12 protein-coding genes are annotated in these 14018 nt (G+C 70.5%); 6 read left to right on the plus strand and 6 right to left on the minus strand.

What is annotated here, in order from left to right; all coding sequences use genetic code 11:
- Nucleotide 1 precedes the first annotated feature (1 nt).
- From OG210_RS22405 to OG210_RS22415, 3 genes are read left to right on the plus strand one after another with little or no spacing between them, the layout of a single operon-like run.
- On the plus strand, nt 2-1348 hold the full coding sequence (locus OG210_RS22405; protein ID WP_328326350.1) for an MFS transporter: 1347 nt from the start codon (nt 2-4) through the stop codon (nt 1346-1348).
- A complete protein-coding gene (locus OG210_RS22410; RefSeq protein ID WP_328326348.1) occupies nt 1345-1917 on the plus strand; it encodes an alpha/beta hydrolase in 573 nt (190 codons plus the stop codon). Before OG210_RS22405 ends, OG210_RS22410 begins: the two co-directional genes overlap by 4 nt.
- Nucleotides 1917-3899 carry an acetoacetate--CoA ligase gene (locus OG210_RS22415; protein WP_328326346.1) on the plus strand — a complete coding sequence of 661 codons (1983 nt, stop codon included), beginning with the start codon at nt 1917-1919 and terminating at the stop codon, nt 3897-3899. Before OG210_RS22410 ends, OG210_RS22415 begins: the two co-directional genes overlap by 1 nt.
- Nucleotides 3900-3917: 18 nt before the next feature.
- On the opposite strand, the gene OG210_RS22420 is transcribed toward OG210_RS22415, so the two are convergent.
- From OG210_RS22420 to OG210_RS22435, 4 genes are all read right to left on the minus strand, one after another.
- Entirely contained in the window at nt 3918-4511 is a 594-nt protein-coding gene (locus OG210_RS22420) for a TetR/AcrR family transcriptional regulator (protein ID WP_328326344.1), read from the minus strand.
- A gap of 108 nt (nt 4512-4619) precedes the next feature.
- A complete protein-coding gene (locus OG210_RS22425; protein WP_328326342.1) occupies nt 4620-5639 on the minus strand; it encodes an aldo/keto reductase in 1020 nt (339 codons plus the stop codon).
- Nucleotides 5640-5770: 131 nt separating this feature from the next.
- Nucleotides 5771-6226, minus strand: coding sequence for an Lrp/AsnC family transcriptional regulator (locus OG210_RS22430; protein ID WP_327297697.1), 456 nt, complete (start codon nt 6224-6226; stop codon nt 5771-5773).
- Nucleotides 6227-6236: 10 nt separating this feature from the next.
- Nucleotides 6237-7781, minus strand: coding sequence for an amino acid permease (locus OG210_RS22435; protein ID WP_371538476.1), 1545 nt, complete (start codon nt 7779-7781; stop codon nt 6237-6239).
- A gap of 305 nt (nt 7782-8086) precedes the next feature.
- Here OG210_RS22435 and OG210_RS22440 point away from each other — a divergent pair, with 305 nt between their 5' ends.
- Nucleotides 8087-8284: a DUF6243 family protein gene (locus OG210_RS22440; RefSeq protein ID WP_266857234.1), complete on the plus strand. Its 198-nt coding sequence runs from the start codon at nt 8087-8089 to the stop codon at nt 8282-8284.
- A 138-nt stretch (nt 8285-8422) separates the two neighbouring features.
- On the opposite strand, the gene OG210_RS22445 is transcribed toward OG210_RS22440, so the two are convergent.
- Nucleotides 8423-9799, minus strand: coding sequence for an MFS transporter (locus OG210_RS22445; RefSeq protein WP_328335410.1), 1377 nt, complete (start codon nt 9797-9799; stop codon nt 8423-8425).
- A 212-nt stretch (nt 9800-10011) separates the two neighbouring features.
- Here OG210_RS22445 and OG210_RS22450 point away from each other — a divergent pair, with 212 nt between their 5' ends.
- On the plus strand, nt 10012-10866 hold the full coding sequence (locus OG210_RS22450; protein ID WP_328326339.1) for a helix-turn-helix transcriptional regulator: 855 nt from the start codon (nt 10012-10014) through the stop codon (nt 10864-10866).
- 33 nt (nt 10867-10899) lie between these two features.
- Here OG210_RS22450 and OG210_RS22455 read toward each other — a convergent pair whose 3' ends face one another.
- Nucleotides 10900-12354, minus strand: a complete 1455-nt coding sequence (locus tag OG210_RS22455) for an MFS transporter (RefSeq protein WP_328326337.1) — start codon at nt 12352-12354, stop codon at nt 10900-10902.
- A gap of 51 nt (nt 12355-12405) precedes the next feature.
- Between OG210_RS22455 and dusB the strand changes: the two genes are divergently transcribed.
- Nucleotides 12406-13533: a tRNA dihydrouridine synthase DusB gene (gene dusB / locus OG210_RS22460; protein WP_328326335.1), complete on the plus strand. Its 1128-nt coding sequence runs from the start codon at nt 12406-12408 to the stop codon at nt 13531-13533.
- Nucleotides 13534-14018 lie beyond the last annotated feature (485 nt).

Raw genomic sequence — 14018 nt, forward strand, 5'->3', positions numbered from 1 at the left:
CATGGGACTGCACGCCGCCGGCCCGGCCGCACTGGACAGATCTCCGGCCCCACCGCAGGCTGCCGCCCGCCGCTACGCCTGGGTGGTGTTCGCCCTGAGCTTCGGGCTGCTGCTGTCCGACTACATGTCACGGCAAGTGCTCAATGTGGTATTTCCCGACCTCAAGGCCCAATGGCTGCTGTCCGACGCCCAGTTGGGCTCGCTCAGCGGCATCGTGGCCCTGATGGTCGGAGTGCTCACCTTCCCGCTGTCGCTGCTGGCCGACCGCTGGGGGAGGAGCCGGTGCCTGGTCGCTGCCGCGGCGGTGTGGAGCCTGGCGACGCTGGGCTGCGCGATCTCGGCCAATTACGGCCAGATGTTCGTGGGGCGGTTCCTCGTCGGTGCCGGGGAGGCGGCGTACGGCAGCGTAGGTATCGCGGTGGTGCTGAGCGTCTTCCCCGTACGCCTGCGGGCCACGCTCTCCGGGGCGTTCATCGGGGGCGGGGCGTTCGGGACCGTACTGGGCGTATCGGTCGGCGGTGTGCTGGCCCAGCACATCGGCTGGCGCTGGGCCTTCGCCGTGATGGGGCTCTTCGGACTGGCGCTGGCGGTGGTCTACGCGTTCGTGGTCACCGAGAGGAGGCTCGCGGCGCAGATGGCGGTGGTCTCGGACGCCGGCCGGGGAGGGGCAGGCGAACGGGCGCCGCTGCGCACGATGCTGCCGCGGCTCTTCTCCTCGGCCTCGGTGGTCTGCGCCTACATCGGCAGCGGGCTGCAGATGTTCATCGCGATGGCCCTGCTCGCCTGGATGCCCGCCTTCCTCAATCGCTCGTACGGTATGCCGACCGCCCGGGCCGGACTGGCGGCCGGGGCATTCGCCCTGCTCACCGGTATCGGCACGATCGCCGGCGGGATGCTGTCGGACCGGCTCAGCAGGACCGCGCCGATCCGGAAGTGGACGGTGGCGATCAGCTGCACATCGGGCACCCTCGTCCTGCTGCTGTGCGGATTCCGGCTGCCACCGGGGCCGGCGCAGCTCGCGTTGGTCGCGGCCGGGGCCCTCCTGTCCAACGCCACGGCCGGACCGGCCGCCGCCATGGTGGCCAATCTGACCCCGGGCGCCCTGGCCGCCACCGCCATGGCCACGCTCACCCTGGCCAACAGCCTGCTCGGTCTGGCCCCTGGCCCGACCGTGACCGGCATGCTCGCCGACCACGTCGGTCTGCTCGGCGCGCTGCGCCTGATCCCGCTGATCGCGGTGGCCGCGTGCGCCGCCTTCGTGATCGGCCGGCACCACTACCCACGAGACCTGCGCCGCCTGGGCCTGCTGCCCGGGGCCGCGCTCGAAGGACTGGAGTCCCAGCCATGAGCACCGCCGCACCGCCACCGACCGTCGTGATCGTTCCCGGTCTGCGCGACCATGTGCCCGAGCACTGGCAGACCATCCTCGGCAACAAGATCCCCGACGCCCGTACCGTTCCGCCGGTGGCCACCGGCCGGCTCAGCTGCGACACCCAGGTCGCCGCACTGGAGGAGGTCCTCTCCGAGGTCCCGGGTCCGGTCGTCCTGGTCGCGCACAGCGTCGGTGTACTCACCGTCACGCACTGGGCGCAGCGGCACCGGCGTCCCGTCCAGGGCGCTCTGCTGGCCACCCCGCCCGATCTCGAAACACCCCTGCCCGAGGGGCAGCCCACCCCCGACGACCTGCACCGCAACGGCTGGCTGCCGGTGCCGCGCACCCCGCTGCCCTTCCCGAGCATCGTCGCGGCCAGTACCGACGACCCGCTGGCGGGTTTCGCCCCGGTCGCCGCGCTCGCCTGGGCGTGGGGGAGCCGGCTGGTCGACCTCGGCCCGGTCGGGCACCTCAACCCGGCGGCGGGCTACGGCGAGTGGCCCCAGGCCGGGGAGTTCGTCCGCGAGCTCAGCGGGGAGAGCTGATGAGCACCACCACCGACCTGCTGTGGTCACCCGGCCCCAGCCAGACCGAGAACTCCAATCTCGCCGCTTTCCTGCACTGGCTGGACCGGACGAGGGGCCTGGCCTTCCCCGGCTACCCGGAGCTGTGGCAGTGGAGCACCACCGACCTGCCCGGCTTCTGGTCAGCGGTCTGGGAGTTCTACGGACTGGACGCCGTGACCGGCTATGACGAGGTCCTCGGCGACCCGTCGATGCCGGGGGCGACCTGGTTCAGCGGAGCACGGCTCAACTTCGCCGAACGGTGCTTCGCCCAGGCAACCGACGTACGCCCCGCCCTGATCAGCCTGTCGGAGGGCGGTACGCCGGCAGAGACCTCCTGGGAGCAACTGCGCCGCGACACGGCGGCCCTCGCCGCGGCCCTCAAGGACATGGGGGTGCGCCCCGGGGACCGGGTGGCCGGCTACCTGCCGAACACGCCGCACGCGGTGATCGCCCTGCTGGCCTGCGCCGCCGTCGGCGCGGTGTGGACGGTGTGTTCGCCGGACTTCGGCACGCCGAGCGTGCTCGCCCGGCTGCGCCAGGCGCGCCCGACGGTGCTGCTGGCGGCGGACGGCTACCACCACGGCGGCAAGGAGTTCGACCGCCGTGCGGCGGTCTCCGAGATCGTGGACGGGCTGCCGACGCTCCGGCACCTGGTGGCGGTCGGCCACCTCCAGCCGTCGTCGGCCGGAGCGCCGTGGTCGCAGCGGCCCGAGGTGGCGCAGCACGCCTGGCCGGAGCTGCTCGCGCGGCCGGAAGCCCGACTCGACTTCGCCGACGTCCCGTTCGACCATCCGCTGTGGATCCTGTGGTCCTCGGGCACCACCGGTGTACCGAAAGGCATCGTGCACGGTCACGGCGGCATCGTCGTCGAACTGCTCAAGGCCCTCGGCCTGGGCTCCGACCTGCGCGCCGACGACCGCTTCTTCTTCCATACCTCCACCAGCTGGATGGTCTGGAACCTCATGGTCGCCGGCCTGCTGCACGGAACCACCGTCGTGCTGTACGACGGCAGCCCCGGCCACCCCGACATCAACGGGGTCTGGCGGGTCGCCGAGCGTACCGGCGCGACGATGGTCGGTGTCGGTGCGGCCTATCTGGTCGCCGCGGAGGCGGCGGGAGCGCATCCGGCGGCCGCGACGGACCTGAGCGCCGTTCGCTCCGTCCTGCAGACCGGTTCGGCGCTGCCGGTGAGCACCTGGCACTGGGCATCCGAGCGCCTGGTCCCCGGTGCCTGGCTGCAGTCGATCTGCGGCGGGACCGACATCTGCTCGGTGCTCGCGGGCGGCAGCCCGCTGCTGCCGGTGCGCGCCGGACGTATCCAGTGCCCCGCGCTCGGGGTCGCGCTCGCCTCCTGGGACCCGGCAGGGCAGCCGCTCTTCGGCGAACAGGGCGAGATGGTGGTCACCGCGCCGCTGCCGTCGATGCCGCTGCACTTCGTGGACGACCCCGATGGGCAGCGCTACCGCTCCAGCTACTTCGACGTCTATCCGGGGGTGTGGCGGCACGGGGACTGGGCCGTCCTCAACTCTGATCTCACGGTGGTGGTGGCGGGCCGGTCGGACTCGACGCTCAACCGCATGGGCGTGCGGATGGGTTCAGGCGATATCTACGAGGTGGTCGAACAGCTGCCGCAGATCGCGGACAGTCTTGTCGTCGGCGCGGAGCTGCCGCAAGGCCGGTACTGCATGCCGCTGTTCGTCGTCCTCGCCGACGGCGCCCGTCTCGACGACGCCCTGCGGAAGGAGATCGCCCAGGCGGTCCGCGACCAGCTGTCGCCGCGTCACATACCGGACCTGATCGTCCAGGTGGCTGCGGTGCCGCGCACTCTGACCGGCAAGAAGCTGGAGGTGCCGGTCAAGCGCATCCTCCAGGGCTCCCGCGTCCGCGATGTGGCCGCGGAGGGCGCCGTGGCCCACCCCGAAATGCTGGAGTGGTTCGCGGAGTTCGCTTCGCAGCTCTAAGGGGTCCTTGGTCCCGGGTCAGCGGGCCCGGAGGCCGCCCAGCAGCAGATTCTGTACGGCGGTGAAGTCGCCTTCGATGCCGGGGCGGCTCCACTCCACCGCGTACACCGGGTCATGGAAGCGGCCCGTCGCGTCGAAGACCGCGCGGGCCGTCACCGTGAAGCCGACCTCGACCGGGGCGAACTCGCCCTGGCCGCAGCCGTCCTCGATGATCCGGGCGAGCTGCCCGACGAGCGCTTCGATGTGGCTCTCCACGACTCCGCTGTTCTCCCCGGTCAGCACCCCGAAGGTGGCGAACAGTTCGGGATCGCCGCCCGCCTTGTGGCGCTTCGCCGCGAAGAGGGCCGTCAGCCAGTTCGTCAGCCGCGCGGTCGCGGAGCCCTCCCGGTCGTCGGCGAACCGGGCCAGCTCGGCCTCCGACCTGTGCAGCCAGCGCTCGGTGACCGCCTCGCGCAGTGCCGCCTTGGTACGGAAGTGGCGGTAGACGCTGCCGTGACTGACCCCGAGCACCCGTGCCACGTCGACCACCGTGGCCTTGGCCGGGCCGTAGCGGCGCAGCACGTCCTCGGTCGCCTCAAGAATGCGCTCGGGTGTCAGGGCTTCGGGCGTCATCGCGTCTGCGCTGCCTTTCGGTGCCGCGCTGCCTTTCGGAGGACGCGCTGCCGTGCGGGGAGTGGAGGTACCGGGGGGGGGTGGAGCCCCACCGACGGTACCCGGGACTCAGCGCTCGCTGTCCAGGTGGGCCATCTGGGAGGTCGGGTAGCGGTCGCCCGCCGCGGATCCGGCCGGGACGGCTTCCTCGATGGCTGCGATGTCCGCGGCGTCGAGCGTGACATCGAGGGAGCCGAGGGCCTCGGCCAGCCGGTCGCGGGTACGGGCACCGATCAGCGGGACGATGTCCTCGCCGCGTGCCGAGACCCAGGCGATGGCGGTCTGCGCGACGGAAGCGCCCTTCTGGTCGGCGACCTTCCGCAGCGCGTCGACCAGATCGAGGTTGTGCTGCAGGTTCTCGCCCTGGAAGCGGGGGCTCATACCCCGGAAGTCGCCGGGGGCCAGCTCGCGGTCACGGGTGAAGTGGCCGCTGATCAGACCGCGGGAGAGCACTCCGTACGCGGTGATGCCGATGCCCAGCTCACGGGTGGTGGGCAGGATCTCCGCCTCGATGCCCCGGGAGATCAGCGAGTACTCGATCTGGAGGTCCGCGATCGGTGCGGTGGCGGCGGCCCTGCGGATGGTGGCGGCGCCCACTTCGGAGAGGCCCACGTACCGCACATGGCCCGCTTCGATCAGTTCGGCGATGGCGCCGACGGTCTCCTCGATCGGCACGTCCGGGTCGACGCGGGCGATCCGGTAGATGTCGATGTGGTCGGTGCCGAGCCGCTGGAGCGAGTACGCGGCGAAGTTCTTGACGGCGTCCGGGCGGCCGTCGTAGCCGCTGAAGGCCCCTTCGACGGTTCGCAGCGCGCCGAACTTGACGCTGGTGAGGGCCTGTTCGCGGCGGGCTGCGGGGGCGGTGCGCAGAGCTTCGCCGATCAGCAGCTCGTTGTGGCCCATGCCGTAGAAGTCACCGGTGTCGAGCAGCGTGACCCCGGCGTCCAGGGCGGCATGGATGGTCGCGATCGACTCGGCGCGGTCGGCGGTGCCGTACAGCGCGGACATTCCCATGCAGCCGAGGCCGAGGGCGGAGGTCAGCGGTCCCGCGGTGCCCAGGGCGCGGGAGGGGACGGGAGTGGTGGCCATGAGGGGCTCCTTCGCCGGAACGGAAGCTGACAGAAGTCGGTTCATGGCGACTATGGCATGACGACTGACAGATTTCAACATCTGTCAGTCGTTATGCCTTGGTCTGCTGAGACACGGCGGCGGCCGAGGCGCTACGCGGGTGAGCCCGAGCTGAACCGGCGTACGAGCGGGGACAGTACGAGCACTGACTTGGTGCGTTCGACGAACGGCTCGCCCGCGATGCGCTCCAGTACCCGCTCGAAGTGGCGTACGTCCTCGGCGTAGATCTGGATGACCGCGTCCGCGTCGCCGGTGACGGTCGAGGCGGACGCCACCTCCGGGTACCGCGCCATGCCGCGCCGGATGTCCTCGGGGGAGGTGTTGTGCCGGCAGTGGATCTCGACGAACGCCTCCGTCTCCCAGCCCAGCGCTGCCGGGTCCACCCGCACGGTGAAGCCGGTGATGGCGCCGGATGCGAGCAGCCGGTCGACTCTGCGTTTGACGGCGGGCGCGGACAGGCCGACCCGGGTGCCGATGTCGGCGTAGGAGCGGCGGGCATCCTCCGCGAGGGCGTGGACGATGCGTTCGTCGAGATCGTTCAGTCGCAAGGCGGGTGGATCACACTTCTTCTCGGGCGGTCACGTCTTCTCGGGCGGTCACTTCTTCGCGGGCGAGCTGGGAGCGGCGCATGCCGTAGCCGAAGTACAGCACGAGCCCGGCGGCCATCCAGATACCGAACCACACCCATGTCTTGGCGCCGAGGCTGGTCATCATCCACAGGCACAGCGCGAAACCGATGGCGGGGGTCACCGGCGAGAACGCCACCCGGAAGTTCCGCGGCATGTCGGGCCGGGTCCGGCGGAGCACGATGACAGCGACGTTGACCAGCGCGAACGCGAAGAGCGTGCCGATGCTGGTGGCGTTGGCCAGCTCGCCCAGCGGGACGACCGCCGCGAGGATGCCGCAGAACAGCGAGACGATCACCGTGTTGGCGACGGGGGCGCCGGTCCGCGGGCCGACCTTGGCGAACACCTTGGGCACCAGGCCGTCGCGGGCCATGGAGAACAGGATGCGGGTCTGCCCGTAGAGCACGGTCAGCACCACGCTGGCGATGGCGATGACCGCCCCGGCGGCGAGCAGCACGGCCCAGAAGCTCTGGCCGGTGACGTCCCGCATGATCTGGGCGAGGGCGGCGTCCGCGTTGTGGAAGTGCTGCCACGGCATGGCGCCGACGGCGATGAGGGCCACCAGGCAGTAGAGGACCGTGACGATCAGCAGCGAGAGCATGATCGCGCGCGGCATGTCGCGCTTGGGGTTGCGGGCCTCCTCGCCGGCGGTGGAGGCGGCGTCGAAGCCGATGTACGAGAAGAAGAGGCTGGCGCCGGCCGCGCTGACGCCGGTCATGCCGAGCGGCATGAAGGGCTTGTAGTTGCCCGCCTTGATACCTGACGCGGCCACCACGCAGAACAGGATCAACGAGGCGATCTTCACGACCACCATGATCGTGTTGGCGCGGGCACTCTCCCTGGCACCGCCCAGCAGGAAGGCCATGGCCAGCAGGACGACGAGCAGCGCGGGGATGTTGATGACGCCGCCGTCCCCGGGCGGTGCGGACAGGGCGGTGGGGATCGTCACCCCGATCGTGCCGTCCAGGAACTCGTTGAGGTACTGGCCCCAGCCGACGGCCACGGCCGCCACGGACACGCCGTACTCCAGCATCAGGCACCAGCCGCAGATCCAGGCGATGAACTCACCCATCGTGGCGTAGGTGTACGAGTACGAGGAGCCGGCGACCGGGATGGTGCCTGCCAGCTCCGCGTACGACAGCGCGGAGAAGAGGGCGGTGAGTCCGGCGATCACGAAGGAGATCACGACGGCGGGCCCGGCCTTGGGGACCGCCTCGCCGAGGACCACGAAGATGCCGGTGCCGAGGGTGGCCCCGATGCTGATCATGGTCAGCTGCCACATGCCGAGCGAGCGCCTGAGCTGCCCGCCCTCGCCCTGCCCGCTCTCGGCGATCAGCCGCTCGACGGGCTTGCGGCGCATCAGCCCGGAGCCACCGGAGCCGGAGCCACTCGAGCCGGTGCCACCGCCGCCGGACCCGGTATCGGGACCCGGACCGGCCCGGTCCCGGGTGATCGGCGCTGCGTCAGGTCGTGCCACGGTGAGGCTCCTTCATCGCTGCCTGCTCCAGAGGCGGAACCCGCGCGGACGGCGCCGCCCACGGGTGCGCGTCCCGGCGCACAGCAGGAGGGGACCGCCGAGCCTGGGGTCTCCACCGCTCCACGTACAGGGCAGAACACTACGAGGCGTGCGTACTGGCTCGTAATGCAGGTTCCTTGTCCATCTGCGGCGATTCATTGCGCGCATCCGTGCGGAGCGGTTGATCGTGTACGCCTCAGCCGGAGCTCGCCTCCGCCCGGAAAAGCGGTGCACCCCCCAGCGGTATGCCCGGTACTGTGACCGGCATGGCAAAGAGTCGCAACAACCTTCTTGGCGTGGGCGGGCAGCGCAAGAAGATGCCCCGCTCCGGAGCACAGAGCTCGGCCGCCGCAGGCGCCGAGGACCGCAGGTCAGCCGCTGACCAGAAGCAGGAACTGCTCCAGAAGATGCGCGAGCGGGCCGAGGGGGCCGGAGCGGCCGGAACCCCCGACGCCGAGAGCTGACACACCGGGCACCACAGCAGTACAGGCCGGCGAAGCAACAGCAACAGCAACAGTGCATCCCAGCACAGCACAGTGGGCCCGGATCGTCTCCACGATCCGGGCCCACCGCCATGTCCGCACCCGGCTACCTCACCCCGGCTACCGCACCGCACGGGGCAGCCGCAGGCTGAGCAGCGCGGTCACGGCGACCGCGGCCAGCTGCAGCAGCAGCGTCACCGCCAGCGCCTCCCGCATCCCCACCGACGTGGTCAGCGACAGGAAGAGTGTGCCGAGCGTGGCCACCCCCAGTGCGAGCGACGCCTGCTGCGTCGTGGTCATCACGCCGCTGCCCACCCCGGCCCGCTCCGCCGGTACGTCGGAGAGCACGATCCGGAACAGCACCGGCAGCTGGAGCCCCTGGCCGAAACCGGCCAGCGCCATACCGGGCGCCAGGGCCGCGATGCCGAGCCCGGACCAGTCCCACCACACGGTCGCCGCGATCACCATGACGCCGACGGCCTGGATCAGCGCGCCCGCGGTCACGACCCGGCTCGCGTACCTGCCGACCAGCCGGGGGCCCGCCAGCGACGCGGCGAAGAACGCCACCGCCAGCGGTACGAGCGTGAGCCCCGCCGTCACCGGACCCATCCGCAGCCCCTGCTGGAGCGCGACCGCGATGACGAACATGAATCCGCCGAAACCGATGGAGAACGGCACCACCAGCGTGAGCCCGCGCCGCAGCGAGTCGAGCCGCAGCAGGCTCGGCGGCACCAGCGGCACCTCGCCCCTGCGGTCGGCCGCCCGCTCGGTGAGGTAGAACGCCACCGCCGCGAACGGGAAGACGCCCAGCGAGATCCAGGTCCACAGCGGCCACCCGGCGGCCCGGCCCTCGGTCAGCGGCGCGAGGAGCGTCACCAGCGAGAGCGCGAGCAGCAGGGTGCCGGGTATGTCGACCGGCGCGGGCTTCTGCGACCGGGTCTCCGGTACGGAGCGGACCGCGAGCACCAGGCCGAGGAGCGCCACCGGCACATTGACGAGGAAGATCGACCGCCAGCCGGTGCCCGCCACGTCGGCGGCGACCAGGACACCGCCGAGTATCTGCCCGGCGACCATCGAGAGCCCGGCCGTGGCCCCGTAGAGCCCCATCGCCTTCGCCCGCCGCGGCCCCGCCGTGGTGGCCTGGATGGTGGCGAGCACCTGCGGGAGCATCAGCGCGGACGAGGCGCCCTGCGCCACTCGCGCGGCGACCAGTGTCCAGGCGTTGGGCGAGAGACCGCAGGCCAGCGAGGTGAGACCGAAGGCGGCCATACCGAGCAGGAAGAGCCTGCGCCGCCCTGCCATGTCCCCGAGCCGGCCGCCGAGCACGAGCAGCACCGCGTAGGCGACGCCGTATCCGGCGACGACCAGCTCCAGCATCGCGGGGCCCGCGGCCAGATCGTGGTCGATGGTGGGCAGGGCGACATTGACGATGAAGAAGTCGATCAGCGGCAACGCCGCCCCGAGCAGCACCGTGAAGAGCCCCAGCGTGCCGAGCACCGGGGTGGGGTGGTCGTGCCGGTGGACGGTGCCGGGGACGGTGGATGGAGTCCGTACTGTCGTGCCTGTCGTACCTGTTGTCTTGACTGTCGTGCCTGTCGTATTGCTCACGAAGACGAGAGTGCTCCGCCGCTCAGCCTGGTACCAGAGTCTCCTTGTCCTGGTACAAGGAGTACCTGGCAATGGGCTGCCGGGTGCTGCACTCTGGTTCCATGACCACAGTGGCGCCGGAGACGGACGTACGCAGGCACGAACTCGCAGACTTCCTGCGCAGCCGCCGTGAGCGCATCACGCCCGAGCAGGCGGGCCTGCCGCGCGGCGCCCGGCGCCGGACCCCGGGGCTGCGCCGCGAGGAGGTCGCCCAGCTCTCCGCGGTGGGCGTCACCTGGTACACGTGGCTGGAGCAGGCGCGCGACATCACGGTCTCCCCGCAGGTCCTTGACGCCGTCGCCCGCACGCTCCTGCTGGACCTGCACGAACGCGCGCACCTCTTCTCGCTGGCCGGTGCGGTCGACCCGTCGCCAGGAGCGGTCTGCCCCTCGATCACGCCGGCGCTCTCGTCGCTGATCGAGCAGCTGGACCCCGTCCCGGCCTGCATCCAGAACAGCCGTTACGACATCCTCGCGTACAACCGCACGTACGGTCGGCTGCTCTGCGACCTCGACGCCGTCGCCCCCGAGGACCGCAACTGCATGCTGCTCTCGTACACGAACGAGGACTGGCGGTCATCGGTCGTCGACCTCGATGCCATGTGCCGGGTGATGGCCGCCAAGTTCCGCGCGTCGATGGCCGGGCATCTGGCAGAGCCCGCCTGGAAGGCGCTGCTCAAGCGGCTGGAGGCGGCTTCGCCCGAGTTCCGGGAGATCTGGGCCCGGCATGAGATCGTCGGCCCCGGCAGCAGGACCAAGCGCTTCCACAACCGGCACGTCGGACCGCTGCTCGTGGACCACACCGACCTCTGGCTCGGCCCTGCGGCCGGTCCACGCGTGGTGACCTACGTACCGGCCAACGCCGAGTTCCGCGAGCGGCTTGAGCGGCTCTACGCGTTGGCCCCGGCCACCGTCTGAGGCGCCGGGTCCGGTGAACAACCGGACTCGGCTCTACGCGTTGGCGTCCGCCACCGTCTGAGCCGTCTCGGGGGCGTCCAGCCGCTCCGCGGTCCGCCGGGCCGAACGCTGCGCCCACTTCCCGCTGGTCAGCAGCCCGAAGACCAGGACGGCAAGTCCGCACGCGGTGATGATCCACCAGGCGGTACGGCTGGCTCCGGCGAAGCCCTCGGTGTGCGCGGCGCCGCTCACACCCGAGGCCAGCACGGCCCCGATCACGGCGACACCCAGCGTCGATCCGATCTGCCGGCTGGTCGACGCGACGGCCGCCGCCACCCCGGCCTGCGCACGGGGCATCCCGGAGACGGCGGTGTTGGTGATCGGAGCGTTCACCATGCCGAAGCCGATCCCGAAGAGTACGTAGCCGGTGAAGAGCAGCGCCGTGTTCGTCTCCGCGTCGAGCAGCGCGAAGACCAGTCCGCTCAGCGCCATCGTCACCCCGGCGATCAGCAGGGAGAGCCGTGGCCCCCGGTTGCCCACCAGCCGTCCCGACAGCGGTGCGCAGACCAGGGTCAGCACGGCCATCGGCAGCATGTAGAGGCCGGCGTGCAGCGCGGAGAGACCGCGGACGTCCTGGAGGTACAGCGTGTTCAGGAAGAGGAAGCCGCCGAGCGCGGCGAAGCCGCAGATCGCGATGACGGTGGCCCCGCTGAACGGCGCGCTGCGGAAGAAGCGCAGGTCGATCAGTGGTTCGGGGCGCCTGGGCTCGTACAGCAACAGCCCCACGAGTGCCAGCAGGGCCACCCCGGTGAAGGACAGGATCAGCGGTGAGGTCCACCCGGCCGACGGCGCCTCGATGATCGCGTACGTCACCGAGCCCAGCAGCGCGATGACGAACAGCTGGCCCACCGGGTCCGGCCTGCGGCCCTTCGGGGCCCGCGACTCCGGTACGTATCGCCAGGTGAGCAGCAGAGCGGCCAGCCCCACCGGCAGATTGATCCAGAAGATCGAGCGCCAGCCGACCGAGTCCACCAGCAGACCCCCGACGATCGGGCCGGCCGCCATCGAGATCCCGACGACGCCGCCCCAGACGCCGATGGCGCGGGCGCGTTCGCGCGGCTCGGTGAAGGTGTTGGTGATGATCGACATCGCGACCGGGTTGAGCATCGAGCCGCCGACCGCCTGCATCATCCGGAAGACGACCAGCGACTCCAGGTTGGGTGCGACCGAGCAGAGCGCCGAGCCGATGGTGAAGATCACCAGGCCCGCCTTGAAGACCCTGCGGCGGCCTATCCGGTCGGCCGTCGAGCCCGCGAGCATCAGCAGCGAGGCCAGGACCAGGGTGTATGCGTCGATCGTCCACTGAAGTCCGGAGACCGATGCGTGCAGCTCCTTCTGCATCGACGGGAGGGCGACGTTCAGGACGGTGTTGTCGAGGCTGACGATCAGCAGACTCATGCAGCAGATCGCGAGCACCAGCATCCGCCGGCGGTGGTTGAGCTCGGGCATGTATGAATAGTACGGCTAACTAACGACTTCGGTGTACGCGACAATGGATGCATGACCACGCTCTCCATCGGCCCGCACTCCGTGCAGCCGCCCGTCGTACTCGCCCCCATGGCGGGTATCACCAACGCCCCCTTCCGCACGCTCTGCCGTGAATTCAGCGGTGGGAAGGGCCTGTTCGTCAGCGAGATGATCACGACGCGGGCGCTGGTGGAGCGCAACGCCAAGACCATGCAGCTGATCCACTTCGACAAGACCGAGACACCGCGCTCGATCCAGCTGTACGGAGTGGATCCGGTCACGGTCGGCAAGGCGGTCAGCATGATCGTGGACGAGGATCTCGCCGACCACATCGACCTGAACTTCGGCTGCCCGGTCCCCAAGGTCACCCGCAAGGGCGGCGGCTCGGCGCTCCCGTTCAAGCGGCCGCTGCTGCGCGCGATCCTGCACGAGGCGGTCTCCAGCGCGGGCGCCGTCCCGGTCACCATCAAGATGCGCAAGGGCATCAACGACGACCACCTCACCTATCTCGACGCGGGCCGGATCGCGGTCGACGAGGGCGTCACGGCCGTCGCACTGCACGGCAGGACCGCCGCCCAGCACTACGGCGGGACCGCCGACTGGGACGCCATCGCCCGGCTCAAGGAGCACGTCCCGGAGATCCCCGTCCTCGGCAACGGCGACATCTGGTGCGCGGACGACGCGCTGCGCATGATGCGCGAGACCGGCTGCGACGGCGTGGTCGTGGGGCGCGGCTGCCTGGGGCGGCCCTGGCTCTTCGCCGACCTGGTGAGCGGCTTCGAGGGAACGCCGACCCGGCAGGCGCCGACGCTGCGCGAGGTAGCGGCGGTCATGCTGCGGCACGCGACGCTGCTGGGGGAGTGGATCGGCGACGAGACCCGTGGCGTGATCGACTTCCGCAAGCACGTGGCCTGGTACCTGAAGGGGTTCTCGGTCGGCTCGGAGATGCGCAAGCGGCTCGCGGTCACCTCGTCGCTGGACGAACTGGGCAGTCAGCTGCACGAGCTGAACCTGGACCAGCCGTGGCCGGACGGCGCGGACGGGCCGCGCGGGCGCACGTCGGGCAACAACCGGGTCGTCCTCCCCGACGGCTGGCTGAAGGACCCGTACGACTGCTCGGGCGTGAGCGCGGAGGCCGAACTCGACACGTCGGGCGGCTGAGCGCGACAGGAGGCCGACAACACCCCGGCGGGGCCCGCCCCTGCCCTTCACTTCTCCGCCCCTCGCCCCCCGCTCATACGAGCACAGGCGAGGGGCGGAGGCTTCTCCCCGGGAAAGACCGCGAATCCAGGGCCTCCCGCCCCATGCGTACGCGGCACTGAGTGCACACTGCACCGCTATATGCAGCTGAGTGTCCGACTGGCGATCCACAAAGGTCCGAATAGTGGCCTCAGAGCCAGACGGATGGCGTGATTCTCGCCACCTCTGATCGCGATGTTGCTCAGATGAGCGATTAAACATGGGCTGTACTTCTCAAAGGCTGGCACTGGGTGCCAGTCGCCAACTGTTCCCGCTGTGAACCCGATATCGCCAAGCGTGGCCGAAAGTGCACTACATGGCTACGTACAGCTGTGATGCCTTCAAGAGTTGAATTTATGGGCTGGTGGACCCTGCTCTGCCGATCACTTTTGATCTGCTGGCAGACG

This window comes from Streptomyces sp. NBC_00466 (assembly GCF_041433995.1).
Classification (GTDB): Bacteria; Actinomycetota; Actinomycetes; order Streptomycetales; family Streptomycetaceae; genus Streptomyces.

What these genes read in the sequence shown, in the direction of transcription:
- OG210_RS22405 (WP_328326350.1), top strand. Translation starts at nt 2, where the DNA reads ATGGGACTGCACGCCGCCGGCCCGGCCGCACTGGACAGATCTCCGGCC.
- OG210_RS22420 (WP_328326344.1), bottom strand. Translation starts at nt 4,511, where the DNA reads ATGACGCCCGAAGCCCTGACACCCGAGCGCATTCTTGAGGCGACCGAG.
- dusB (WP_328326335.1), top strand. Translation starts at nt 12,406, where the DNA reads ATGACCACGCTCTCCATCGGCCCGCACTCCGTGCAGCCGCCCGTCGTA.
- OG210_RS22425 (WP_328326342.1), bottom strand. Translation starts at nt 5,639, where the DNA reads ATGGCCACCACTCCCGTCCCCTCCCGCGCCCTGGGCACCGCGGGACCG.
- OG210_RS22440 (WP_266857234.1), top strand. Translation starts at nt 8,087, where the DNA reads ATGGCAAAGAGTCGCAACAACCTTCTTGGCGTGGGCGGGCAGCGCAAG.
- OG210_RS22415 (WP_328326346.1), top strand. Translation starts at nt 1,917, where the DNA reads ATGAGCACCACCACCGACCTGCTGTGGTCACCCGGCCCCAGCCAGACC.
- OG210_RS22410 (WP_328326348.1), top strand. Translation starts at nt 1,345, where the DNA reads ATGAGCACCGCCGCACCGCCACCGACCGTCGTGATCGTTCCCGGTCTG.
- OG210_RS22455 (WP_328326337.1), bottom strand. Translation starts at nt 12,354, where the DNA reads ATGCCCGAGCTCAACCACCGCCGGCGGATGCTGGTGCTCGCGATCTGC.
- OG210_RS22450 (WP_328326339.1), top strand. Translation starts at nt 10,012, where the DNA reads ATGACCACAGTGGCGCCGGAGACGGACGTACGCAGGCACGAACTCGCA.